23 protein-coding genes are annotated in these 24,621 nt (G+C 70.2%); 10 read left to right on the plus strand and 13 right to left on the minus strand.

The annotated features are described in order from the left end of the window. Positions 1-26: 26 nt before the first annotated feature. The 9 genes from ACFFR3_RS16620 to ACFFR3_RS16660 form a co-directional block, all read right to left on the minus strand. A complete protein-coding gene (locus ACFFR3_RS16620; RefSeq protein WP_379483398.1) occupies positions 27-2,774 on the minus strand; it encodes a CDP-glycerol glycerophosphotransferase family protein in 2,748 nt (915 codons plus the stop codon). A gap of 208 nt (positions 2,775-2,982) precedes the next feature. Next, positions 2,983-3,297: an MGMT family protein gene (locus tag ACFFR3_RS16625; RefSeq protein ID WP_345389749.1), complete on the minus strand. Its 315-nt coding sequence runs from the start codon at positions 3,295-3,297 to the stop codon at positions 2,983-2,985. Further along, on the minus strand, positions 3,285-3,644 hold the full coding sequence (locus ACFFR3_RS16630) for a hypothetical protein (RefSeq protein WP_345389752.1): 360 nt from the start codon (positions 3,642-3,644) through the stop codon (positions 3,285-3,287). Before ACFFR3_RS16630 ends, ACFFR3_RS16625 begins: the two co-directional genes overlap by 13 nt. A 57-nt stretch (positions 3,645-3,701) precedes the next feature. Beyond that, complete coding sequence (locus ACFFR3_RS16635; RefSeq protein ID WP_345389755.1) at positions 3,702-4,865, minus strand: S8 family serine peptidase; 1,164 nt, start codon at positions 4,863-4,865, stop codon at positions 3,702-3,704. Beyond that, positions 4,859-5,761, minus strand: a complete 903-nt coding sequence (locus ACFFR3_RS16640; protein ID WP_364371284.1) for a hypothetical protein — start codon at positions 5,759-5,761, stop codon at positions 4,859-4,861. The genes ACFFR3_RS16635 and ACFFR3_RS16640 overlap by 7 nt, the downstream gene beginning before the upstream one ends. A gap of 57 nt (positions 5,762-5,818) precedes the next feature. Then, positions 5,819-7,027 (minus strand): S8 family serine peptidase, encoded by a 1,209-nt coding sequence (locus tag ACFFR3_RS16645; protein WP_364371287.1) that lies wholly within the window; start codon positions 7,025-7,027, stop codon positions 5,819-5,821. Further along, on the minus strand, positions 7,021-7,743 hold the full coding sequence (locus ACFFR3_RS16650) for a hypothetical protein (RefSeq protein ID WP_345389764.1): 723 nt from the start codon (positions 7,741-7,743) through the stop codon (positions 7,021-7,023). The genes ACFFR3_RS16645 and ACFFR3_RS16650 overlap by 7 nt, the downstream gene beginning before the upstream one ends. A 38-nt stretch (positions 7,744-7,781) precedes the next feature. Beyond that, positions 7,782-8,963, minus strand: a complete 1,182-nt coding sequence (gene moeZ, locus ACFFR3_RS16655; RefSeq protein ID WP_345389767.1) for an adenylyltransferase/sulfurtransferase MoeZ — start codon at positions 8,961-8,963, stop codon at positions 7,782-7,784. A 44-nt stretch (positions 8,964-9,007) separates the two neighbouring features. Continuing rightward, a complete protein-coding gene (locus tag ACFFR3_RS16660) occupies positions 9,008-9,907 on the minus strand; it encodes an alpha/beta fold hydrolase (RefSeq protein WP_345389770.1) in 900 nt (299 codons plus the stop codon). Between the two features lie 145 nt (positions 9,908-10,052). On the opposite strand from ACFFR3_RS16660, the gene ACFFR3_RS16665 reads away from it, so the two are divergent. The 3 genes from ACFFR3_RS16665 to ACFFR3_RS16675 all read left to right on the plus strand — a co-directional run bounded on the left by ACFFR3_RS16665 (position 10,053) and on the right by ACFFR3_RS16675 (position 12,563). After that, the gene (locus ACFFR3_RS16665; protein WP_364371292.1) at positions 10,053-10,349 is read left to right on the plus strand and encodes an SH3 domain-containing protein; all 297 of its coding nucleotides are present in this window, start codon (positions 10,053-10,055) and stop codon (positions 10,347-10,349) included. A 1,048-nt stretch (positions 10,350-11,397) separates the two neighbouring features. After that, positions 11,398-11,766: a hypothetical protein gene (locus ACFFR3_RS16670; RefSeq protein ID WP_345389776.1), complete on the plus strand. Its 369-nt coding sequence runs from the start codon at positions 11,398-11,400 to the stop codon at positions 11,764-11,766. A 491-nt stretch (positions 11,767-12,257) separates the two neighbouring features. Then, positions 12,258-12,563: a hypothetical protein gene (locus ACFFR3_RS16675; protein WP_364371295.1), complete on the plus strand. Its 306-nt coding sequence runs from the start codon at positions 12,258-12,260 to the stop codon at positions 12,561-12,563. 1,075 nt (positions 12,564-13,638) lie between these two features. On the opposite strand, the gene ACFFR3_RS16680 is transcribed toward ACFFR3_RS16675, so the two are convergent. The 3 genes from ACFFR3_RS16680 to ku all read right to left on the minus strand — a co-directional run bounded on the left by ACFFR3_RS16680 (position 13,639) and on the right by ku (position 16,063). Beyond that, the gene (locus ACFFR3_RS16680; RefSeq protein ID WP_345389782.1) at positions 13,639-13,971 is read right to left on the minus strand and encodes a hypothetical protein; all 333 of its coding nucleotides are present in this window, start codon (positions 13,969-13,971) and stop codon (positions 13,639-13,641) included. A 606-nt stretch (positions 13,972-14,577) separates the two neighbouring features. Continuing rightward, positions 14,578-15,123, minus strand: coding sequence for a signal peptidase I (lepB, locus tag ACFFR3_RS16685; RefSeq protein ID WP_364371298.1), 546 nt, complete (start codon positions 15,121-15,123; stop codon positions 14,578-14,580). A gap of 49 nt (positions 15,124-15,172) precedes the next feature. Next, positions 15,173-16,063, minus strand: coding sequence for a non-homologous end joining protein Ku (ku, locus tag ACFFR3_RS16690; protein WP_345389788.1), 891 nt, complete (start codon positions 16,061-16,063; stop codon positions 15,173-15,175). Between the two features lie 59 nt (positions 16,064-16,122). Here ku and ligD (ACFFR3_RS16695) point away from each other — a divergent pair, with 59 nt between their 5' ends. From ligD (ACFFR3_RS16695) to ACFFR3_RS16715, 5 genes are all read left to right on the plus strand, one after another. Continuing rightward, positions 16,123-17,025, plus strand: coding sequence for a non-homologous end-joining DNA ligase (gene ligD / locus ACFFR3_RS16695; RefSeq protein ID WP_379483399.1), 903 nt, complete (start codon positions 16,123-16,125; stop codon positions 17,023-17,025). Then, positions 17,022-17,894, plus strand: a complete 873-nt coding sequence (ligD, locus tag ACFFR3_RS16700) for a non-homologous end-joining DNA ligase (protein WP_364371304.1) — start codon at positions 17,022-17,024, stop codon at positions 17,892-17,894. Before ligD (ACFFR3_RS16695) ends, ligD (ACFFR3_RS16700) begins: the two co-directional genes overlap by 4 nt. A 44-nt stretch (positions 17,895-17,938) precedes the next feature. Continuing rightward, positions 17,939-18,145, plus strand: a complete 207-nt coding sequence (locus ACFFR3_RS16705) for a hypothetical protein (RefSeq protein WP_345389800.1) — start codon at positions 17,939-17,941, stop codon at positions 18,143-18,145. A gap of 123 nt (positions 18,146-18,268) precedes the next feature. Further along, entirely contained in the window at positions 18,269-18,889 is a 621-nt protein-coding gene (locus ACFFR3_RS16710; protein WP_355426440.1) for a TetR/AcrR family transcriptional regulator, read from the plus strand. Between the two features lie 88 nt (positions 18,890-18,977). Then, the gene (locus ACFFR3_RS16715; RefSeq protein ID WP_345389806.1) at positions 18,978-19,211 is read left to right on the plus strand and encodes a DUF3107 domain-containing protein; all 234 of its coding nucleotides are present in this window, start codon (positions 18,978-18,980) and stop codon (positions 19,209-19,211) included. A 1,132-nt stretch (positions 19,212-20,343) separates the two neighbouring features. On the opposite strand, the gene ACFFR3_RS16720 is transcribed toward ACFFR3_RS16715, so the two are convergent. Next, entirely contained in the window at positions 20,344-20,988 is a 645-nt protein-coding gene (locus ACFFR3_RS16720) for a ferritin-like fold-containing protein (protein ID WP_379483400.1), read from the minus strand. A gap of 351 nt (positions 20,989-21,339) precedes the next feature. On the opposite strand from ACFFR3_RS16720, the gene ACFFR3_RS16725 reads away from it, so the two are divergent. Together ACFFR3_RS16725 and ACFFR3_RS16730 are read left to right on the plus strand one after the other, a co-directional pair. After that, positions 21,340-23,337 carry a DEAD/DEAH box helicase gene (locus ACFFR3_RS16725; protein WP_364371311.1) on the plus strand — a complete coding sequence of 666 codons (1,998 nt, stop codon included), beginning with the start codon at positions 21,340-21,342 and terminating at the stop codon, positions 23,335-23,337. Positions 23,338-23,717: 380 nt separating this feature from the next. Next, positions 23,718-24,608 carry an alpha/beta fold hydrolase gene (locus ACFFR3_RS16730; protein WP_345389812.1) on the plus strand — a complete coding sequence of 297 codons (891 nt, stop codon included), beginning with the start codon at positions 23,718-23,720 and terminating at the stop codon, positions 24,606-24,608. The last annotated feature ends 13 nt before the right edge of the window (positions 24,609-24,621 follow it).

The raw sequence follows: 24,621 nt of genomic DNA on the forward strand, positions 1-24,621 counted from the left end.
TGGGCCCCGGGCCGGATGCGGTCATGTCACGAGAAGAGGTGGTCGACCACGCGGGCCGTGGCCTTGCCGTCGTCGCGCGGGGCGAACGTGGCGCGGAAGGCGTCGTAGCGGTCGGCGTTGGCGGCGGCGACCGCGTCGATCGACCGCAGGGCCTCCACGACGTCGGCCGACGTCGACAGCACCGGCCCCGGCGCCTGCTCGGGCAGGTCGATGTAGAGGCCGCGCTTGTTGCCGTACTTGGCCCGGTCGTAGGCGTACAGGACGATCGGCTTGCCGGTGGCGGCGAAGTCGAACATGACCGAGGAGTAGTCGGTCACCAGCACGTCGGCAACCAGCAGCAGATCCGCGATGTCCGGATATGTCGTGACGTCGCGGGCGATGTCGGGGACGGCGGGCATGGCCTGCATCGGGTGGGCGCGTACGAGGATCTCGTGGTCGGCGCCCAGCGCCTGGCGGGCCTTGGCGAGGTCGAGCTTGACCATCGCGTTCTTGCGGTCGTAGTCGCGGTAGGTCGGCGCGTACAGCACCACCCGCTTGCCCTCGGCCAGCCCCAGCCGCGCCCGCACCGCCGCGGCGCGCTCCTCGCGGTCGGGCGAGTTGAGCACGTCGTTGCGCGGCAGGCCGCTCTCGAGTACCTCGCCCTTGTAGCCGAACGCCTTGCGCAGCACCTGGGTGGCCCAGGGCGACTGCGACAGCAGCAGGTCCCAGCCGCGCACCTCGGCCGCCTGGCGGTGCCAGATCGGCGGCCTCGGGTCGCGCTTCATGTGGGCCTGGTCGCCGCCGATGAGCTTGGCGGGCGTGCCGTGCCAGGTCTGGACGACGACCTGGTCCTCGCGGGCGCGGAACCAGGCGGGCAGGAACGCGTTGGTGATGATGTGGCGCGACCTCGCCAGCGCCTCGTGGTGCTCGCGGCTGCCGGCCCGGATGACCTTGGCCGGGCCCGGCGGCACGAAGGCGCCGTCCTTGACGATCCAGAGGTGCTCGCGGTCGTCGCCCCTGCGCAGCCGCTCCTCGTAGATGGCGCGCACGCTGTCGGCGTAGAGGCGGCCGTCGTTGACGACGTAGACGGTGCTCTCGCGCAGCGGCTCGGTGCGCTGGGCGGGGTAGAAGACGCGGCGTAGCACATGGGTGCCGGCGACGCCGCGCTCCTCCGCCGGCCTGTCCTCCTCGACGGTGATCACCGGCACGTCGAAGCGGGTGGAGATCATCCGGAAGACGTGGCCGCCGAGCGTGCGCGGCTCCTCGTCGAGGCCGGGCAGCGCGGCGTGGTCCATGCGCAGCGGGACGATCTCGCCGGACGGGTGGCGCAGCGACATGTTCCAGGTGCCGGAGGAGAGCGGCACGGCCTCGCCGAACCTGTCCATCGCATTGGGCTCGACGCGTACGGAGAAGTCGGCGCCGGAGCGCTCCATCGGCAGCAGATAGGACAGCCCCGACCGGTGGCGCAGGGTCAGCGTGCGCGGGTCCTCGGCGTCGGGGTAGTGGCCGCGCAGGACGAGCGCGGGGCCGTCCCAGACCGCCGAGGTGATGACCGGGCGGATGCGGTGGGCGGAGACCACGACGCGGTCGCGGCGGTCGCCCAGCACGGTGATCTCGCGATCGCCCACGGGCGTGCGGACCTCGGCCGCGTCGGCCAGCATGACGGGGGCCGCGGGGTCGCCCTTGGGCTCGACCCACAGGCGCCGGCCGTCCTTCTCCTGCGTCAGCGCGGGCACCGCGAGCCCGACCACGACCTGCGTGCCGTCGCCCGACGGCGTGAAGTCGGCGGCGATGCGGTGGCCGCCGAGCCTGGCGTGGCCCTTGGTGACCTGGCGGCCGGGCAGGAAGATCTTCAGCTCGAGACGATCGCCGTCGAGCCGCACGCCGGTCAGCTCGGCCCTGTTGGGCTGGAGCACGACCTGCAGCGCGCGGTCGGACGTCCAGACGGGACGCACCCACCAGCCCGGCTTGAGCTTGAGCCCGGCGGGCCGCTCGGGCCGTCCGATGGAGGAGCCGCGCAGCAGGCCGGTGGCCCGCGCGCCACGGCTCCAGAACACGATCTCGGCCCGCCACGTGGTGGCGTCGGGCACGCCGGGACGGTGGCGCATGCGCCGCCGCACCCCGTGGACCATGCCGCGCACGGCTCCGCGCCAGCGCAGCGGCCAGGGGCTCAGCTCGGCGGTGAAGCCGGACCAGTCGTAGTTGCAGCCCGGCTCGCGCGCGCCGTGGGTGGCCTCGGGGGCGAGGACCCTGCGGGTGCGCATGCGGATGGGCGGCAGCCAGCGCGGGCCGCGCAGCACCACGGTCGCCCAGTTGAACCTGCGGCTGCGCACCGACAGGCCGGCCAGGTAGGCGAAGCCGCTGACCCGCAGCTTGCCGTCGACCCAGACGATGTCGTCGATGTGGGTGACCGGCGCCAGGTCGGCGCGGCGCAGGCGGTAGAGGTCGGGGGGCAGCTCGTCGCGGAAGGGCAGGTCGGCGTACCAGCGCAGGCCCTTGCGGATGCGCTTGGACGGCTCGGCCGCCGCGGTGACCACCTTGAGCAGCGTCTCGCCCTCGACGAGCTCGTCGTCTGAGCGGGTCTCGATGAGGTGGACGATGACGCGGCGCGCCACCGGCAGGTCGCGTTTGACCTGCGCGTCGACGCCCGCGAGGTAGGGGCGTACGAGGTCGAGCATCTCGCGCCGCCGCGCCGCGCCGCGCTTGACCGCGAGGTCGATGCGTCCCCCGAGGGGACCGCTCAGCACCTCGTTGTCGAACGCCGCGTCGCGACCGCCTGGGCCGACCGCTTGCATGACCGCTTCGAGAGGCTCGCCACGATCGCAGAGATCCTGGACAGCCTTCAGGCGGTCGGCGAGCGAATCGCCGCCCTGGCTTCGGGCTGTGACGCCGGTGGCCATAGGGGAGGCACCGCCTTTCGGGCCGCCATCACTGTTCAGCCCATGGTAATGGGAGTCACATGTCACGAAATCGCCTGTTCGGCGAAAGTGCAGGTCAGGTGGGTTACTGAAAATCGGCTGAACGCCCGTCCCAGCGGGCCAGGCGCATGTCCACGCGTTCGCCGCGCAGCGGGGTGCCTTCGTCGCGCCAGTGGGCCAGGCAGCGTTGCACGTGGTCAGCGGCCGCGCCGGAGCCGTCGGCGTGGACGACGCGCCACCACGGGACGCCACCGCCCCAGGTGGACATGACCTTGCCGACCTGGCGTGGACCGCCTTCGCCGAGATATTCGGCGATGTCGCCGTAGGACATGACCTTGCCGGGCGGGATGCGCTCGACGAGGTCGAGCACCCGCTCGGCGAACGGGTTCACGGGCTCCACGCCGCCGGGCCCGCGTCGATGATCTCTTCGAACGCGCCGATCTCGACGGCGCTGCCGCCGGTGGCGACCTCGATCACGCCGTCGCGCAGCCCGTAGACCTCGCCGTCCTCGCCCACGAGCCGGGCGCCGAGCGCGGTGGACAGGCGCAGGAGCTGGGCCACCTGCCAGTCGGAGCCGGGCTCGCCGACGACCTCGCCCTGCCAGCGGGCCACGGTGTGCTTGGCGCCCGCGTGGCCTGCCACGATCTCGTCGGACCCGTGCAGCTCGAAACCGGCCGGCGCGATGGCCTTCGCCAGCTCGGCGAAGGCGAGTGGCGACTCACGCACCACTCGCAGCTCGTATCCCATGACGGGGGACCATAGCGGATCTTCTCCCGACTCGGAAACCTGTTCACGAACTCGCCGTTATGCCTGCTCCTTGCGCTGATTGAGGACGACGATCGCGCCGCAGAACATGACCAGCGCCACCAGCACCCCGCCCCCGTACAGCCACAGCCTTACCGGATCGGGCCCCGGCCTGGTCGGGACGGGCGAGTCGGCGCCCTTGCCGAAGTGCTGCATGCCGGGCGTGACGCTGCGCTTGGCGCCGACGAGCCGCTCGGCGGCGTTGAGCGCGACGGCGGCGTCGACCACGCCGAAGCCGGTCTCGTCGTCGTAGCCGGCCGCGGGCCGTCCCCTGGCGCTGGCCGCCAGGGCCTGCGCCACCTGCTCGGGCGCGAGGGCCGGGTAGCGCGCCTTGAGCAGCGCGGCCACGCCGGCCACGAGCGCGGCGGCCGAGCTGGTGCCCTCGGACAGCTCGTAGCCGCTGCCGCGCTTGACGACGGGCACGCCCACGCCGGGCGCGGACACCAGCACCGACAGGTTGTCGCTGCTGAACGTGGCCCGCTTGCCCTGCTTGTCGGTGGCGGCCACGCCGATGACGCCCGGGTAGCCGGCCGGGAAGCTCCAGTAGGAGGTGCCCTTCTCCTTGGCGTACGCGGTCTGGCCGTCGTTGCCGACGGCGGCGACCAGGACGACGCCCTTGCTCAGCGCGTACGAGACGGCCTCGCGCTCCGACCTGAGCGGGCCGTACGAGCCGATGGACATGCTGACCACCTGGGCCCCGCGGTCGGCGGCGTAGCGCAGGGCGCGGGCCAGCGGGCTCTGCGCGTTGGGCCTGCTCTGCTGATCCTCCAGGGGCGGCATCGCGACGCCCGGCTCGTCGTCGATGACCATGGGCAGCGACAGGATGCGCGCGGACGGCGCGACCCCGATGAAGCCGTCGCCCTTGCCCGAGCCGGCGATCAGGGCGGCCATGGCGGTGCCGTGCCGGCCCGGCGGCAGATCACGCTGGACCGAGCCCGAGGTCATGTCGGGGCCTGAAGTGACGCGGCCCTTCAACTCCTTGACGCCGGTGTCCACGGCGCTGTCCACGACGGCGACCGTGACGCCCTCGCCCTTGGTGACCGTCCACGCCTGCTCGACGTTGAGCGCGTCGAGCACCCATGCCTGCTGTTCCCTGACCGGGTCGGCGGCAGGAGCCGAGAAGGCGAGCACAGCGGCGGTCAGCGCGCGTACGACGGTCAGCACACGTTCCCCTGAGTGCAGGGCGGCACCGTGGGCGGGTCCGCGAGGAAGTAGGCGATCTGGTTGCCGATGGACTTGGCGGCCGGCCACAACTCGCTGTGCAGGATCTCCTCCGGCGGGATCGCGGCCCTGGTGCGCCCGTCGGCGTAGCCGCCCGTCGAGAACACGATGTACGGGCCCGCGCCGACCCAGCTCGTCCGCTGGCGCTGGTCGGGCCCGAAGCGCTCGGTCACGGTGCCGGGGAAGGCGACCGGCAGCACGCCGACGCGGTCGTCCTGGGTGAGCTCCTCACCGGCCGACACGCGCGACTCCTCGTCCTTGAGCACGGCCACGCCGACCGTGAAGACGAAGGTGGCGGTCTGGTCGATGTACGTGGCCCGCAGCAGCGTCACGCAGCCGTGGTTCTGCAGCACGCCGGCCACGGAGGCGTCGACGCCCTTGCCGCACTCGGTCTCGGGTGCGATGCCGACGCGCCTGGCGTACTGCTGGGCGCGGTCGAGCCCGAGGTAGCGCACCTCTTCGGGGAAGACGCCGGTGGCGGGCCACGCCTGCCAGCGGCGGGCGATCTCCTCCTGCTGGTAGCGGCTCTGCTCGGCGGACGTCAGCGGGCGCGAGCGCGTCTCGGTGAACAGCCCGACGGTGCCGAGCAGGACGACGAGCGCCGAGACGGCGATGACGGCGCCGAGCAGCACCACGAAGGCGCGGCGATAGCGGACGCCCTGCTGGAGCTCGGCCTCTTCCGCGCGTTGCCTGGCCGCCGTGCGCTTGCGTGAGTCCGCCGCCGGCCACGAGCGCACGCGCGAGCGGCGGCCGGTTGTGGCGCCGAGCGGGTTTCTCCGCCCCTGTGTGGCGTCCCCCTCGGCGCGCGGTAGCCCTGTGGTCGACCTACGTGCCTTCACCACCGCCTCGTTCCCGCATTCGCGTCGATGTCTATTTCGTCCCCCTTGAGGGGCGGATCATGCGTCTTGCGACATGTGCGCCCGTCGTACGCGTCTGACCAGGATAAAGATGACGGCCAGGGAGGTCAGCGCGCCGAGGGCGGCGCCTGCGGCGATGGCCGCGTACACCGTGACGCGGCGCTCGTCCCTGGTGACCACGTCGATGGGGCCCGCGCTGCCGCCGGCCAGCGGTCTCTCCGGGTCGTGCGCCTGGTCGCCGGCCGCGACCTCGGTGTGCTCCGCCAGCCTGGACGCCTCCTTCAGAGCCTTGGCGGCGTTGACGAGGCCGAAGCCGGTGGCGGTGTCGTAGCCGCCGGGCGGCAGGTCCTTGGCGCCCGCGGCGAGGGCGCGCGCGACGAGCGGCGGCGACATCTTCGGGTATTCCGCCTTGATCAGGGCGGCGACTCCCGACACCAGCGCGGTCGCCTGCGAGGTGCCCCTGCCGACCCAGTACTCGTCGCCGGGGCCCGCGCCCATGATGTCCACGCCGGGCGCGGCCACCAGCACCGAGGAGTTCCAGTTGGAGAACGCCGCCCGCCGCATCCGCCGGTCGGTCGCCCCCACCGAGACGACGCCGGGGAACGCCGCGGGATAGGAGTAGGGAGCGAAGTCGCCGTCCTTCTTCCTGTCGCCGTCGTTGCCCGCGGCGGCGACCAGCACGACGCCCTTGCCGATCGCGTAGCGCACGGCCGCCCGCTCCTCGCGGGTCGCCAGCTCCTTGGAGATCGACAGGTTGATCACGTCAGCCCCCTCGTCCACCGCGTAGCGGATGCCCCTGGCCACCACGTTCTCGAAACGCTCGGCCGAGTTGAACGTCAGGAAACCCGGCTCCTCGTCCTCCAGGATGACCCTTACTGACAGTACGTCCGCTTCGGGCGCCACGCCGATGATCCCCCGTTTTCCGTCAGGCCCGTGGCCGTGCCCGGCGATCAGCGACGCCATGTACGTACCGTGCAGCCTGCTGGGAGCCGTCCCCGGCGGGTTCGCGCCCGCGGTGAAGTCTTTGCCGACGCGTACCGACCCGGCCAGGTCGCGATGGTGCGGGTCCACGCCCGAGTCGAGCACGGCCACCGTCACCCCCGCGCCCTTGCTGGTGCGCCACGCCTTCGTCAGGGCCAGTGTCTCGATGACGGCCCGCTGCCCGCCGCGTACGTCGTCGGCCCACAGCGGCCCCACCGGCACCAGCAGCACCGCGGCCAGCGCCACGACGGCGCTTTTCCTCAGCACCGCCACTCCCCTGACGCGCAGTCGGGCATGCCGGGCGTGCTCAGCCGGGTCAGCACCTGCTCGGAGATCTCGGCGGCGAAGGCGAAGATGGACGGCCGCGCCTCGCCGGCCGCCGCCGACGGCCGCCCGTCCACCTGGCCCGACGTGGTCAGCACCAGGTAGGGGCCGGCCTGGCGGACCGAGCCCGCCTCGCGTACGCCGGGGGTGAACCGGTCGGCCAGCGTGGCGTGGAAGGAGACCGGACGCAACCCCGGAGTGGGCTTGCCGGTGTCGGAGAAGGCGTCCCTGGCGCGTTCGGCATGGGCCTCGTCGCGCAGCGCCACCACGCCGATCGTGACGAGCACGCCGCGCAGCGCGTCGACGTACGTGGCCCGCAGCACGCCCTTGCAGCCCGCCTGCCGCAGCGCCTTGACCGCGGCGGCGTCGACCGCGTCGCGGCCGCAGCCGGTGCGCGGCGAGATGCCGATCCTGGTGGCACGTTCCCGGCCGCCCTGCTCGGCGGAGTAGGGCAGCGTCTCGGGGAAGATGCGGCCCGCCGGCCAGGAGCGCCAGCGCTCGGCCACCTCCCGGTGGGCCGCCGCGCGCAACTCGGCCGCGGTGGGCCCGCGGGTCAGCTCGGTGCCGGCCGCGCTGCCCGCCACCCCGGCGGCCACCGCGCAGATCAGCGTCAGCGCGGAGGCCACCACGAGGATCGGCCATGGACGGGCGGCATTCACGGCATCGACCTTAACCGGGAGGTCCCGGCGGAAACCCCTTAATAGCTGGGCAGGCTCGGGTCGACCGTCTTCACCCAGCTCAGCACGCCGCCGCCCACGTGAACGGCGTCGGAGAAACCGGCGTTCTTGACGACCGCGAGCGCCTCGGCCGAGCGGGCGCCCGACTTGCAGTGGAGCACGATCTTCTTGTCCTGGGGCAGCTTCTCCAGGGCCGAGCCGTTGAGGAACTCGCCCTTCGGGATCAGCGTGGCGCCCGGGATGGAGACGATCTCGTACTCGTTGGGCTCGCGGACGTCGACGACGAAGATGTTGTCGCCGCGGTCCATCATGCCCTTGAGCTCCTGCGCCGTGATCGTCGAGCCGGTGGCCGCCTCGGCGGCCTCGTCGGAGATCGCGCCGCAGAACGCCTCGTAGTCGTCGAGGAGCTGCGTCTGCGTCGGGTTCTTGCCGCACAGCACGCACTCAGGGTCCTTGCGGACCTTGACGTCGCGGTACTTCATCTCGAGGGCGTCGTAGATCATCAGCCGGCCGACCAGCGGGTCGCCGATGCCGGTCAGCAGTTTGATGGCCTCGTTGACCTGGATGGAGCCGATCGACGCGCACAGCACGCCGAGCACGCCGCCCTCGGCGCACGACGGCACCATGCCGGGAGGCGGGGGCTCGGGGTAGAGGCAGCGGTAGCAGGGCCCGTGCTCGGCCCAGAAGACGCTCGCCTGGCCGTCGAAACGGTAGATCGAGCCCCACACGTACGGCTTGCCGAGCAGCACCGCGGCGTCGTTGACCATGTAACGCGTGGCGAAGTTGTCGGTGCCGTCGACGATCAGGTCGTAGCCGGAGAAGATCTCCATCACGTTGTCGACGGACAGCGTCGTGTTGTGGATGACGACGTCGACCAGCGGGTTGATCTCGCGGACGGTCGCGGCGGCGCTCTCGGCCTTCAGCTTGCCCACGTCGGACTGGCCGTGGATGATCTGGCGCTGCAGGTTGGACTCATCGACCACGTCGAAGTCGATGATGCCGAGGGTGCCGACGCCCGCCGCCGCGAGGTACATCAGCGCGGGCGAGCCCAGGCCCCCGGCGCCCACACACAGCACCTTGGCGTTCTTCAGCCGCTTCTGCCCCGCCATGCCCACATCGGGAATGATCAGGTGACGTGAGTAGCGGCGCACTTCGTCGACGGTCAGCTCTTCGGCCGGCTCGACCAGCGGTGGCAACGACACTTTCTACGCTCCCGTTTTAAAGGGGACCCATCTCACTGTGAAACCTAGCCGGGCAGTGGGGCATTCCCCAATCGCGTCTCACCGATCAGACGGCGTGCCTCCGCCGCGACGACCCGCGGCATCTCCATCATCGCCACGTGACCGGCCGTCGGCAGCAGCACCAGCCTGACCTGCCGGAACGTACGGTACGCCTTCCTCGCCATGGCGGGGCGCACCAGGCGGTCGTGGCGTCCGTGGACGATCAGCGTCGGCGCCTCGACCTTGGCCGCCTGCCGCCACAGGTTGTCCGCACCCCAGCGGAAGTACTCGGTGACGATGCCGCGCGCCGAACCCACGACCGCCTCGCCCGCGTACGGCAGGTCGTCGCGCCTGCGCTGCTCCTCTATGGCGTCGCGCAGGCGGATCGGGTGACACGCGCCCATGTCGGCCCAGACCATCGCCATGGAGGCGGTGATGCGCTGCTCGACCGGTACCAGCCGGAGCCGGTCGGCCACCCACTCGCCCAGCCGGGGTATCGCCGCGGCGGCCACCCGCACGGGGCCGTAGCGCGGCAGCAGGTCGGGCAGGGCCGGGGAGACGAGCGTGAGCGTACGGACCAGCTCGGGGCGCGCGGCGGCGACCCTGACGGCGATCGCGCCACCCATCGAGTTGCCGAACAGGTGCGCGGGGCCCGTGCGCTCCAGCAGCTCGATCACGGCCTTGGAGTGCGCCGCCACCGAGTAGTCGCCGTCCGGGGGCGCCGGTGAGAAACCTGCTCCAGGCAGGTCGATGGCGTGCCCGGTGACGGTGTCCTTGAGCTCGTCCATCAGGTCGGTCCAGTTGGTCGCCGATCCGGCCAGGCCGTGCACGAACACCGCCTGCTCCGCGGGGCCCTGGGGGGTGGACCGGACGTGCACCGAGCCGATCATCCTTCCCGGCCAGTGCGGGACCGGCTGCGGGGTCATGACTGCTCCTCCTCGTTCTCGAACCTCTCTTCCCCTGCTTCTCACGATAACCATCGCTTGTTGGAGGGGTCTTGATTCCGTACAACGAGGTTATTTTCATGACTTTCCTGGACAGATGGGCCGGATAAGGACAGGGGGTACGCCCATGCTCACCGCCCGCATCGCCGCGCTACTCGCCGCCACGCTGTGCACGGGGCCGGCCTGGACCGTTCCGGCGCACGCGTCCGACCGCCCGGGATGCATCTATCGAGTGGTACGGGTGAAGACGCACCTCAACGTCCGCGCCTGGCCGAACGGCCGCATCCTGGACAAGCTCTACCCAGGCGACCGCACGTGGGGTCCGTGCAGGAAGACCGGCTCCTGGCGCCACATCCACGGCACAGACGTCGGCCGCAAGGGCTACGCCTACGGCCACTACCTGAAAAAACTCGGCAGACGCTGACCCCCGACCCCCACCTCCTCGAACGGAGAGGGCACCGCACAAGCACCACCCTTCACGGCGGGGACGCCGCACGAGCACCACCCTTGAACGGCGGGGACGCCGCACGAGCGCTTCACTAGCCATCCGCCCGCCCCCGCCCCCAGCCCCCAGCCCTCACCCTCCGTCCCAGCCCCCGAACGGCGGAGCCCGTCGGCCCCAGCCCCAAGCGGAGGGGTCCGCGCCGCACGAGCACCTGACGAGCACCTGACGAGCCGTCCGACCACCCGCCGCTCCCAGCACCCCACTCCTCATCCCAGCACCCACCCCATCCCAGCCGCCCGCCCCCTACCACCCACCCGCCCAGGTCAGACTTGTCGGGATATTTCGCGCTATAGGTCTCTAAGCGATCTCTTGGCAGCCCAAGCTTCCGGCAAAAGCCGCCGTTCGCCGTTTATGGCGCACCCGCTCGGAAAGCATCACGGTACCCAGCGTGACGTCTGTGCCACTCACCGTTAACGGCGAGTGACGGTCGGGCGTCGCGCATGGGGACCACGTAGAGCGGCTGACATCTCCGGGGGACATTCCCCCACACCACGATGGCCGCCGCCGCGCCCGCACGACGCTCGGCCTTGCGAGCAGCCGCGCACGCATCACCTCAATCGGTGCATCCGGCCGGCCTCAGCACAATGAGCGGCATTATTCGGGCCCGGCGTCGCGGCTTTTCTCGCGCTCGCGGAAATTCATCTCCGCGCGCGGGGACGCCGCATGCGTACGACATCTCGAATGGCAACTCGGGCGCGGCCGACAGCCCGTGAGTCGCACATTGCCACCTGCGACCTCGGCTCGATATGCCGTCAATTCGGACATATCATCTCATTTCATTTGATAATTATGTAATGCGAGCAATAAGATTGTTAATGTAGAGCAAAATGGGGTCGTCGCCGTTTGCCCGCCCATCGGCACGGAAATGACATTCGACGGATGAGCCTTCAGCAGCCTTCCAAGATCTGTTTCCGGTAATTAGGAAACGGCCGAGAACGGGGCAATCGATCCTTTAGGGGGAAACACAATGCCCAAGCTCAAGAGTGTTATCGCAGGCCTCGCCATCAGCACGGCGGTGACCGGCGGCATGGTGGGCGTGGGCGCGGCCACGTCCGCCGCCAACGCCACCACCCAGGTCAGCAACGGCACGTCCGTCCTCATGGACGACGGCTGGGGCTGGGGCTGGGGTCACCGGCGTCACCACAACCGTCACCACAACAACCGCTGCGGCAGGCACCACGGCGGCTGGGGCGGCGGCTGGGGCGGCTGGGGCTGGGGCCACCGGCGCCACCACCGCGGCGAGGTCTGCGTCGTCATCCGCAACCACAACACCAACGACAACGGGCCCCGCCAGCGCCACCACCACCACCACGACGACCAGAACCGCACCTGGTAGTGAATGACCGTGCTTTGATGGCGCAAGGAGTTCTCGGGGACGGCCCGCGTTTCACGCGCGGTTCGGCCTGAGGTCCGTTTCTCCTCGTCTCCACGGCAATTCTGGCGAGGGCTCTCCCGGCATCCACCGGGAGGCCCTCGCTGCGTCATTTCCCGACCGCACCCGCGGCCGGGATTTCGTACGTTTAGCCACAAGTAGCCACAAGCGCTTTTCGCGCACCCTCCCATCCCCATGCATTACCCTGCGCCCTCCGCAGCCACCTCCCGCCCCCTTCCTTTCACCACCCCCCGACCCCCGACCCGCGCCATACGCCTTCCTATCGCGCGTTCTCCAGCGCTCGATGGGCTCTGCCATGTCATGAGAAGTACTGGACTCAGGAAAGAGCAGACAATGTCCGTTTCTTCTGCTTTCGCTGGGAAATATCCACGGTGCGGATGAATTGCTAGCTATATCCGCGAACGGGGCAATCGATCCTTTAGGGGGAAACCGCAATGCCCAAGCTCAAGAGTGTTATCGCCGGCCTCGCCATGAGCACCGCTCTCACGGGCGGTGTGGTCAGCGTAGGGGCGGCCACCACCAGCGCGAGCGCCAACGCCGCGACCCAGATCAGCACCGGCACCTCCGTCCTGGCCGGACACGGCTGCGGCTGGCGTCCCCGCCGCTGCGGCGGCTGGGGCTGGAAGCCCTGGAAGAGGTGGGGCCACCGGCACCACGGTGTCGGCCGGATCCGCGTCGTCATCGTCAACCGGAACTACAACCGCAACGACAACCACGACCGGCACGACCGTCGGTGGTGACCCTCGGCTGACGAGTCCGCCCATGCGATGAACTCAAGCCGTAGCTAGGGGAGTGCCCGTATTCACCGGGAGGCGCCCACCACCCTCGACACCGAGGACTGTGGCCCCCACCGAATACGGGCACTCCTCATCCCCACAGCACTGTCACCACCCCACACCACTGTCACCGCGCCCCACACGCACATCTCCCTCGACGGCACCCCACCCGCACAATTTCCCCCAGCCGACACCCCACCCGCACGACCTCCCTTGGCCTGCGCCCCCACCCCCACGGCCTCCCCCGGCCGGCGCCTCATCTGCCCATCCCCACCCCCACAGGCCCGCCCTGAGTCGTGCGCTCCGAGTCGCCGTCCCCACCCAGCGCAGCTCCCTGGGACGCCACCCCGCACGACCTTCAGCCCGGCGCCCGACCCCACAGCGCAGCCCCCATGCCCGTGCCGTGGGCCGAGCCTGAGGGTCGTGCGGTGTCCGCCGCCACGACCCTCAGTCCCGCGCCCATCCACAGCTGCCTGGCCGCCCTGCCCGCAGCCCTCAACCTCTGGCCGCCCTGTCCACACTCCTCAGCCACTTACCGTCCGGTCCACAGCACAGGCCCCTACCCCCGGAGCTGCCCAGCGCAGTCCACACCGAGGCACACCCCTCAACGCTCCGCCCATGCCGCTCCGCGGGCCGAGTCTTCAACGCTCGGCCCTGTCCGCCGACCCCCGCCCTTGACCTTGGCCTCGTGCTCCCAGCCACCGATCCCCCTGCCACAGCAGGCGGCGACCGATCCCCGGGGCGGCCATCAGTGGGGCCGGCGATCGAGCCGCGGGATCTCGCCACCACTGGAAGAGGCCTCAACTCCTGCGACCAGCACAAAACCGTGCAGGCACAGGGCCCGCACGGCTGGAGGCTCATCAGAGCCGGGGCATTTCTCAGGCAACCACGAAATCAGCACAACACCGAAACGCCCGCCAACAAAATGAAACAACCGGAAACGAAGCAGCGAGGGCCTCCCGGCAATGCCGGGAGAGCCCTCACTTGGATTCCGTGGAGACGAGGAATTGAATTCCTACGCCATTGTCACACGGTCAGATCAACGCGTCGTCGCGTCGGCGACCTCACGCGGCTGGACACGGCGGTCGTGGTGGTGGTGGTCGCGGTGCTCGTGGTTGCGGTTGAAGTTGCGGTTGAAGACCTTGACCCTCACCCTCATCCGGTGGTGGTGGTGACGACGGTGTCCCCAGCCCCAGCCGCAGCGACGCCAGGCCCAGCCACCGCCACAGCCGGCGAGAACCGAGTTGCCGGTGCTGATCTGGGTGGCCGCGTCGGCGCTGGCCGAAGTGGTGGCGGCGCCGGCGCTGACCACGCCGCCGGTCAGCGCAGTGCTGATGGCGAGGCCCGCGATAACACTCTTGAGCTTGGGCATTGCGTTTTCCCCCTAAAGGATCGATTGCCCCGTTCTCGACGTCTCCGGATTACCCGGAAACATGTCTTGGACGCCTGCTGAAGAGTCATCCACGAAGTGTCATTTCCGGCGGATGAGCGGGCAAACAGAAGCGCCTCCATTTTGCTCTGCATTAAGAATCTTATTGCTTGCATTAAACTCCTATCAAATGAAATAAGGCGAATTAAGCTGATATGTCTCTTTCAGCAACGCCCGGGAGGCAGGCGGCGACGGTACGGGGCAAGCCCCAGGCGCGCAGGGCAGCGAGCACGCGCCGACGAGGCCGCAAGGGGTCCTCTATGCCTCTGAAGCGGATGCGGGAAGCATCGTCCGCCAGGCGACGTCTACGGGGGCTAGGAGCGCCGCCCAGGCAGCACCTGCAAGGGCGGCGGATTCCGTGCAGTGAGGGAGTGGTCACCACGCGATGGCGGTACCGCACGAAAGGGCACCGGACCGGCCGGGCCGCGGGGCACTCCGTAAGGCCGGTCACGGCGGACGTCCGGTCACGGCGGGCGGCCCGGCGGGGCAGGCCGTGAGGTCGGTCACGGCGGGCGACCGGACGGGCGACCGGTCCCGGCGGGCGACCGGCTATTGCTGCGCGGGTGGGTCGATCTTGGTGACGACGCCTTCCACATCGGTGACTCCGATGGTGCCGCCACCGGGAGCGTCCATGTAGTAGCGGGAGTCCTTGGAGACGTGGCGGTGGTCGTTCATGATCCAGAGGCGACCTTGCGGTACACGGATGTCGAACTCCACGCGGGAGGAAGGACGAATCGTCACATAGGGCTCTTCCAGCGGCTTGCCGTTCAGCTCCAGCAGCCCGCCGGTGACGCAGCACTTCACCGTGCTCCCCGGTACGCCGATGACCCGCCCCACGCGCCGCTGACCCGCGACGGTGCCGGCCCAGCCTTCGGGCGTGCGGTAGATGATGATGTCGCCGGTCCGGGGCGCGTAGTCGCCGGGTTGGCTGGCTGTCAGGAGCGACCCCATCCTGATGGTCGGTTCCATGGACTCACCCGGCATGGTGGCCCGGTAACCACCGAGGGCCACGTCGACGAGCGCGCAGCCGGAGAGGGGCAGGAGCAGCGCGAGGGACAGCGCGAGGGACAGCGCGGATAAGCGTGTACGAATCACCAGGGGATTGTGCCGCAGGTGGCCGGCCAAGGGCCCGGGATGCGCTGGTTCAGGCGGACTTGCGGGTCTTGCGCTTGGCCGGTGCCTTCTCCTCCTCCTTCGACTCCTTCTCCTTGGAGTCCTTCGACTTGCCGGACGCCTTCTTGGGCTTGGCGGAGGAGCCCTCGCGTTCCCGTTTGGCGGCCTCCACGCTGGCCCGCAGCGCCGCCATGAGGTCCACGGCGGGCTTGGCCTCCTCTTCCTCCTGGGCGGGGATGACCTCCTTGCCGGCCACCTTCGCCTCGATGACCTGCTGCAACGCCTCGCGGTAGGTGTCGTGGTACTCGCTCGGGTCGAAGTCCGACTCCATGGTGGTGATGAGGGACTCGGCCATCTTGAGCTCTTGGGGGCGTACCTCGATGTCCTCCTCGAGGAAGGGGAAGTCGGGGACGCGGATCTCGTCCGGCCAGAGCATGGTCTCCAGGACGAAGACGCCGTCGCGGACCCGCAGCGTCGCCAGCGACTCGCGCTGGCGCAGGGCCACCTTGACGACGGCGACCTGCCCTGAGCTCTCCAGGGCGTTGCGCAGCAGCACGTACGGCTTCGCGCCCTGCGCGTCGGGCTCCAGGTAGTACGACTTGGCGAAGTAGATGGGGTCGATCTGCTCGACGGGCGCGAACTGCAGGACGTCGATCCTGCGCGAGCTGCTCAGCGGCAGGTCCTCGAAGTCCTCGTCGGTGAGCACGACCATCTCGCCGCTGGCCAGCTCGTAGCCCTTGGCGATGTCGGAGTAGGGCACCTCTTCGCCGTCCTGGGTGCAGACGCGCTTGTAGCGGATGCGGCCGCCGTCCTTGCGGTGGACCTGGTGGAAGCTGACGTCCTTCTGCTCGGTCGCGGAGTACAGCTTGACCGGGATCGTGACCAGACCGAAGGAGATCGCACCTTTCCAGATGCTGCGCATGGTCACTCCTCAGCTCTCAACGGCCCACCATGGGGCACATACCCGTCATGGGGCAAGCAATGCCATACCCGGTCGAACCGATGCTCGCCGTGCCCGGGGAGCTACCCTCCGCTCGCGACCACTACGGCCTGGAGGTCAAGTGGGACGGCATCCGCGCCCTCATCCACCTCGACGGCGGGGTGCGGGTGACGGGGAGGCACGGAGCCGAGTACACCCGCCGCTATCCGGAAATTTCGGGATTCGGGATCAAGAACGCGGTGATCGACGGCGAGGTCGTGGCACTCGACCCGCGCGGCCGGCCCAGCTTCATCCGCCTCCAGCACCGCATGCACCTCACCGACCCAGAGCCGGCCATGCTCAAGCGCTATCCCGTCACGTACCTGCCCTTCGACCTGCTCTACCTCGACGGCATGCCGCTGTTCGACCTGCCGTACCGCGACCGCAGAGCCCTGCTCGACGAGCTGGACATCGGCGCTCCCCCCTACTTCCCCGGCGCGTCCGACCTGCTCACCGCCACCTCTGAACAGGGGCTCGAAGGCGTGGTCGCCAAGCGACTCGACTCCCCCTACCGCCCCGGCGTCCGCTCCCCCTGGTGGGTCAAGGTCAAGAACCTCACCACCCGCGAGGTCGTCATCGGCGGCTGGAAACCAGGCAAGGGGCGGCGCGCGGGCGGGATCGGCTCGCTGCTCATGGGGGTGTTCACGGAGCGGGGGCTGACGTACGTGGGGCACGTCGGCACCGGCTTCACCGAGCCCGTGCTGGACGACCTGTACGCGATGCTGCGCCCGCTGGAGGTGCCGCACAGCCCGTTCGAGAACCCGGTGCCGTGGCGAAATCGATGGGTTAGGCCCGATCTCGTAGGGGAGGTGGCCTACACGATGTGGACCGACGAACAGCGGTTGCGACACCCCGTGTGGCGTGGCCTGCGCCCCGACAAACTCCCCGCGGAGGTGACGCGATGAAGGTGCCGGTCAAAGTCGACGGGCGCGAGCTCACCCTGAGCAACCTGGACAAGGTCCTCTATCCAGACAACGGGTTCACGAAGGCCGAGATCATCGACTATTACAGTCGCATCGCCCCCGTCCTGCTGCCGCACCTCCAGGGCCGTCCCCTGACCGTCAAGCGCTTCCCCAACGGCGTGACGGGACAGTCCTTCTTCGAGAAGAACGCCCCCGACCACACCCCCGACTGGGTCAGGCGCGTCAACCTGCCCGCGCCCGGCAGCACCAAGAACCGCGAGACCATCGACTTCGCCGTCGTCGAAGACCTGCCCACCCTCGTCTACTACGCCAACCTCGCCGCGCTCGAACTCCACGTCCCCCAGTGGCGCGTGGACGACGACGGACAGGCGCTGCCGCCCGACACGCTGGTGTTCGACCTCGACCCCGGCGCGCCCGCCAGCATCGTCGAGTGCACGCGGGTGGCGCTCATGCTGCGCGACGTGCTGAAGGCCGAGGGGCTCACCGCGCTGCCGAAGACCAGCGGCAGCAAGGGCATGCAGCTGTACGCGGACTGGGACTGCCGCGAGGAGCCGTCCGCGTACGCCAAGAGGCTGGCCCAGCTTCTGGAGAAGGAGCACCCCGACCAGGTCGTCAGCGTGATGACGAAGAAGGCGCGGCCTGGCAAGGTGTTCATCGACTGGTCGCAGAACAACCCGGCCAAGACCACCGTGGCGCCCTACTCGCTGCGGGCCAAGGACCGGCCGACCGTGTCGACGCCGCTCACCTGGAAAGAGGTGGAGGGCTGCGAACACCCCGACGACCTGGTGTTCACCGCGCCCGACGTACTCGCCAGAGTGGAGAAGCACGGCGACCTTTTCCGCCGGGCGTAGTCTGGTTTCCGTCCACACCGAGAAGGGGGCCGAAGATGTCGGAGATGGACATTCGCGGGGACGAGGTCCCGTACACCGAAGAAGAGAAAGAGCTGTCGATCGAGACGCCCGAGGCGGATGCGATCGAGCAGCAGCGCGAGATGCTCCAGAGCGCCGGACGGCTGCGCCGGGAGCTGCCGCTCGACGTCGACCCCGCCGACGGGGCCGACCAGGACCGCGTGGTGGACCTCGACGAAGACGACTACCGCTGAGCCCCGGCCCGGCGGCGGTGACCTGCGCGAAAGGGGTCGAAGACGGACGGCTGCGGCCGACGCCGGCGGCCGGCCGCACGTAGGATGTCCGCACAGTTCGCTGAGAGACCAATGGAGACCCGCGTGACAGCAACCCCGGATGCCAAGCCCCGGGGCACCCGGCTGCCCCGCCTCGCCCGACGCAGGCAGCTCCTGAGCGCCGCGCAGGAAGTGTTCGTGGAGAACGGCTATCACGCGGCCGCCATGGACGAGATCGCCGACCGGGCCGGGGTCAGCAAGCCCGTGCTCTACCAGCACTTCCCCGGCAAGCTCGAGCTCTATCTCGCGCTGCTCGACCTTCATGTCGACGACATGGTCAACCGCTGCCGCGAGGCGCTGGCCTCCACGCAGGAGAACAAACTGCGCGTGCAGGCCACGTTCAGCGCGTTCTTCGACTTCGTCTCCACCCAGGGCGAGGCGTTCCGGCTGGTCTTCGAGTCCGACCTGCGCAACGTCGCGCCCGTGCGGCAGCGGGTCGAACGGTCGCTGCAGGAGTGCGCGGAGATGGTCAGCGAGCTGATCCAGGAGGACACCGGGTGCACCAGCGACGAGGCCCATCTCCTCGGTGTGGGCCTCGTCGGCATGGCCGAGGTGAGCGCCCGCTACTGGGTCACCACCCACGGCTCCATCCCCAAGGACGCGGCCGAGCAACTCATGGCCCGGCTCGCGTGGCGGGGCATCAGCGGTTTTCCGCGTACGGCATAACCCGTTCGCTGGGCGCGATCATTCGTCGTTTTCGGGGGGCCGACCGGCCACGATGAAAGTGAGCCAGCCCGTCATCTAGGGAGCCACCATGGAAGTCAAGATCGGCGTACGCTCCGTACACCGCGAACTCGTTGTCGAGACCGACCTCTCCGCCGACCAGGTGGAGCAGGAGATCAGAAACGCCCTGTCCGTCGATCGCGGCGGCGTGTTCGCCCTGACCGACGTCAAGGGCAGGCGAGTCGTGGTGCCGGTGGCCTCGCTCGGGTTCATCGAGATCGGGGAGGACGAGTCCCGCCCCGTCGGTTTCGGCGGCACGCTCTAAGTCTGTACGCGAAGGGTACGGCCGCCCGAGCCGTACCCTTCCCGGCTCCATCGCTCGCCGCTTCGCAGGCCGCACGTGCCTGCCGCATCGGACGCACCCTGCCGGCCGGCAGGGTGCGTCCGATGCGCGGGGCCGGCCGTAGGCCGGGTTCGCCCTGGGCCGTCCTCTGCTCGTCCCGGCTCCCCTCACGCAGACCGACGGCCTCGGGCCACGGCACGATCGCCGCGGCCACGACGGCTGTCCGGCGCATGCGGGGACGTCGGCCGAAGCCGCTCACGGATGGACCCTTCGCCCGTCATGCGCAGGGTCGGCCCAGCCGCCTCCGTCGATCCGGTCAGCGGGCGGCGACCGTACCGTTCAACCCGGCCGCCGGAAGACGGTCCGGTGCGGCCGGATCGGTTGCCGAGTGACAGTCCGATGCGGTCTGTCCGGTTGTCGGGTGGCGGTCCGGTGCGGCCGGATCGGTTGCCGAGTGACAGTCCGATGCGGTCGGTCCGGTTGTCGGGTGGCGGTCCGATGGGGTCGGTCGGGGGACCGAGTGGTGGTCAGGTGCGGGGGGAGCGGCGGAACAGGCAACCGCGGGGGCGGCGGGGGCGGGGGACACATGCCCGGCCCGGCTCCGCAGCCGGACAGGCCGCGCTCTCCCTTCGCAGCACAGCGCGGGATACCCAGCGGTTCGGCCCACATCTCGTCAAGGAACTGCCGTAGCGGCGCGAGGCCCTCATGTCGGCACGGTACAACCCTTCCGCGCCGCGTGCCCCCGGTTAGCGCAACCCCACCTCCCACAAGTCACCCAACCCTCCCGAAACCCCCCACCCGCCCAACCCCCACCACCCTTTCGACCCACTTCCTAGGGATCGAGAAGGCCCAAACGCCCCCACCCCACGCCGCCGGGGTAGCTGGCCGGTGAGCCGGGTGCACGTCAGGGACCGACCCCTGAAGTTCCGGACGGCCACGCGAACCACCGCACAGAAGTGCGGGCGGTCAGGCCGGAACCCCCACCCAGAAATGCCGGGCGATCACGCGGAACTCCGCCCAGAAGTGCGGGTAGCCACGCCGGAACCCGCACCTCCAAGCGCGGGCTGGGCGCGAGAGGCGGTGTCGCGGGGGGGGGGGGGGGGGGGGTGCGGGGTCAGATGCCTAGAGCGGCCATGCGTTTGTTGTGAGCCTCCGTGAGTTTGGCGAAAAGACGGGAGATGTCGGCGTGTTCCTCGGCTTGCGACTCCATCAGCAGCAACGCCAGCTCGGGACGGGCCGAGGCCACCTGCTGGCCCTGGCTCAGAGCCTCGCCCACCAGGCGGCGGGCCCACAGGGCGAGGCGGCCGGCCGCCGTCGGGTCGGCGGCGATGCCGGCCCGCACCCCCTCCACCGCGAAGCGGGAACGTTCCTCGTCCACCAGGACCTCGTCGACCAGGGAGGCGATGGAAGGGTCGAGGTGGCGGGCGGCCTCCCGGTAGAAGTCGAACGCGATGCCCTCCCCCACGTACGTCTTGACCAGCGCCTGCAGCCAGTCGGCCGGCCGGGTCTGCGCGTGCCAGGCGTCCAGCGCGTCCACGAAAGGCGACATGGCGTCGTCGGGATCGGCCCCGAGCTCGGCCAGCCGGTCGCGCAGGAGACGGAAGTGGGCGTACTCGGTGACGGCCAGCTCGCTGAGCGCCGCGCGGTCGGCCAGCGTGGGTGCCAGCGTGGCGGCGTCCTCGGTCATGCGGGCGTACGCACTGAGCTCCGCGTACGCCAGCACACCGAGCAGGTCGACGACTCCAGGAGACTCCTTCATGGAAGGCAGCGTACTTCGGCCAAATCTCGGGAACATACGCAAGCTCTGTCAGCGTTGTGGTATCGAGTACACTGCTCTGTGAAAGTGCGACCGCACTGTGTTAATTCGGGTTGATGACCCGATTACCCCCGATTCCCCGGGTGCGCGGTCGCTGATGACGCGAGAGGGCTGGCTCTACCGCGAGGACCCACGACACGGGGGCTGTTTTCCGCCCGTCGGTCCCGGCAGGCCCGCCTTCATTTGAGACTGAGGCAGGCCACGCTGACGACTTTCCGAGACCTCGGAGTCACACCAGAGATCGCCGATGCCCTCGAGACCGAGGGCATCGTCACACCGTTCCCCATCCAAGAGATGGCACTCCCGCTCGCGCTGAGCGGCCAGGACCTGATCGGTCAGGCACGCACGGGCACGGGAAAGACCTACGCGTTCGGCATCGCGATGCTGCAGAGCATCGGTAAGCCGCGCAAAAACCGCAAGAAGCCCCGCGGGCTGGTCGTCGTACCGACCCGCGAGCTGGCCGTACAGGTCAGCGAAGACCTCGTGACCGCCGCGGGCAAGCTCGGCTCCCGAGTCCTGACCGTGTACGGCGGCCGCGCGTACGAGCCGCAGATCGAGGCGCTCAAGGCGGGCGTCGACGTCATCGTCGGCACCCCGGGCCGGCTGCTCGACCTGGTCAAGCAGAAGCACCTCGACCTGAGCCAGGTCACCTCGCTCGTGCTCGACGAGGCTGACCGGATGCTCGACCTGGGCTTCCTGCCCGACATCGAGCGCATCTTCAAGCTCATCCCGGCGCAGCGGCAGACGATGCTGTTCTCGGCCACGATGCCGGGCGAGATCGTCTCGCTGTCGCGCAAATACCTCAACCGTCCGACGCACGTACGCGCGGAGCTGGAGAGCGGCGAGGGTGAGACCACGCCGCAGGTACGCCAGATCGTGTGGCGCACGCACCGGATGGACAAGATCGAGATCGTCTCCCGCCTGCTGCAGGCGGATGGCCGCGGGCTCACGATGGTCTTCTGCGAGACCAAGCGGGCCTGTGACATGGTCGCCGAGCAGCTCGACACGCGTGGTTTCGCGGTCGCGGCAGTCCACGGCGACCTCGGTCAGGGCCAGCGGGAGCAGGCGCTGCGAGCGTTCCGCAACGGCAAGATCGACGTGCTGGTCGCCACCGACGTGGCGGCGCGCGGCATCGACATCGACGACGTCACCCACGTGGTCAACTACGACTGCCCCACCGACGACAAGACCTACGTGCACCGCATCGGCCGCACCGGCCGGGCCGGGCGCACGGGCATCGCGGTCACGTTCGTGGAGTGGGAGGAGCTGACCCGCTGGAAGATGATCAACCAGATGCTCGGCCTGGAGTTCGCGGAGCCCGAGGAGACCTACTCGACCTCGCCCCACGTCTACTCCGAGCTCAACATCCCCGAGGGCACCAAGGGTGTGCTGCCGCACGCCAGCCGGTCGCGGGCGGGGCTGTCGGCCGAGCGCATCGAGGACCTCGGTGAGACCGGCCGGATCCGTACGCGTGGCGGGCGGCGCAAGGACGAGCGCGAGGAGCGTCCCGCCCGTACGCCGCGCCAGCGCCGCCGTACGCGCGGTGGCAAGGAGCTGGCAGAGACCGCATCCGTCGACAGGCCGGAGGTCGAGCCCGTGGACAGCCCCCCGAACAGCCCCGTGAACGACAGCGCGGAGGAGACTCCGGCGATCTTCACGACGGACGAGATCGAGGCCGCGGGCGAGTCCAGGCGCGCACGTACGCGCAGGGGCGCCGCCTCCACGGCCATCGAGCAGGCGCTCGCCGACGCCCCCGAGGCGCCGGCCAGGCGCACCCGGGTCCGTCGCAGCGCCGCCGAGGCGGAGGAGGTGGCGGAGGCGCCCAAGCGCACCCGCGTACGCCGTCCCGCCGAGGCGGTCACCGAGGAGTCGGAGGCGCCGGCGCGGCGCACGCGGGCCCGCAGGGTCGCCGCCGAGCCGGAGACGGTCGAGGCCGCTGCGCCGGTCGCCGAGCCGTCCGGGTCGCGTGAGGCTTCCCGTCAGGTCGCTCCCGCGAGCGAGCCGGTGCGGGAGCAGCCGCGTGAGGCCGCCCGCGAGCAGGTGGAGGAGCGCAGGGCCGCGCCCGAGTGGTCCGACCCCGAGCCGAGCTTCATGGCGACGCCGCCGGCCCCGGCACCGCGAAAGGAGCCGGAGCGGATCATCCCGCCGAGCCCGTTCGCGGTGATCTTCCAGTCACCCGACCTGGCCACGGACGACGACGACATCGCGCCGTCGGCCGCGACCGAGCGCAAGCAGCAGCGCCGCCAGCCCCGTGGCGGCGGTGGCGGCGGCAACCGCCGCCGCGCCGGCTGACCCGCACGCACCGAGGAAGGCGCGCACCCCGCAGTGGGTGCGCGCCTTCCGCGCGTCCGGGCCCTCCGACGGGAACGGGCTCACCCGGCGGCATGCCTTCGGCGCGTTCGGGGAGCCGAAGGGCGCGTTCCGCGCGCCCGAGGGCGGCCAGGGAGGGCGTGTGCGGGCCTGTGGGGGACGCTGGCGTGTTCGGGTGCGGTCAGTGGTGGGTGGGAGGCTCTCAGGGCTGTGGCGGGCTGTGGGGGCGTTTCAGGAGCGGGTACGGCGCTTTTCGTCCCAGCCGGGACGATCCGGGCATTCGGCGCAAGCGATCAGGACTCGCACCGGCGTCATCGGCATGCCGGTGTCGAGGCGCTGACCTCTGGGTATTGTTGCCCCACGTGAGTACGCCGCGATTCCTCGACCTGCCTCCTGGCGTTGCACCACAGAAGATCGAGACGCCACAGGGCACGTTCGCGGCCCTGGAGGCGGTGCCGGTCAGTGGTGTGGTTGAGCGCTGGCCCGCGCTCCTGGTCCCCGGGCTGACGGGCAGCAAGGAGGACTTCATCGCGGTCCTGATGACGCTGGCCCAGTCGGGCCGCCGGGTGGTGGCGATCGACCTGCGCGGCCAGTACGAGACCCCGGGCCCCGACGACCCGGGCGCCTACACGTGCGCGGCCCTGGGCGCCGACGTCGACGCGCTGGCCCAGGTGGTGGGCGACGGCGACCCGGTCCACCTGGTGGGCCACTCGTTCGGCGGCCTGGTGGCGCGGGAGGCGGTGATCGACGGGCGGACGAAGTTCGCCTCCTTCACGCTGATGAGCTCGGGCCCGGGCCCGATCGAGGGCAGGCGGGCCAACGCCGGCAAGAAGATCATGGAGGAGGCCCCGACGCTGGGCCTCGAACATGTGTGGCGCTCCAGGTTCGAGCCTGAGGCGCTGGCCGACGACGTGCCCGACGACATCGTCGGCTTCCTGCGCAAGCGGCTGCTGGCCAACTCCCCCGTCGGGCTGTCGTGCATGGCCGAGCAGGTGCTGACGACGCGTGACCGTACCGACGAGCTGCGCGAGATCGAGATCCCCACCCTGGTCCTGTACGGCGAGCACGACGACGGCTGGCCCCCCGACGCGCAGTCGGACATGGCGGCCCAGCTCGGCGCCGACTGCGTGGTCGTGCCGGGCGCGGTGCACTCCCCCGCCGTCGAGGCGCCGGAGACGACGGCGGCGGCGCTGGTCAGGTTCTGGAACGCGGCCGAGAAGCACTTTTTGGACACCAGGTCCAGCGCCGTGTAATCCTTCGTTCACT

The organism is Nonomuraea salmonea, assembly GCF_042428605.1.
GTDB lineage: Bacteria > Actinomycetota > Actinomycetes > Streptosporangiales > Streptosporangiaceae > Nonomuraea > Nonomuraea salmonea.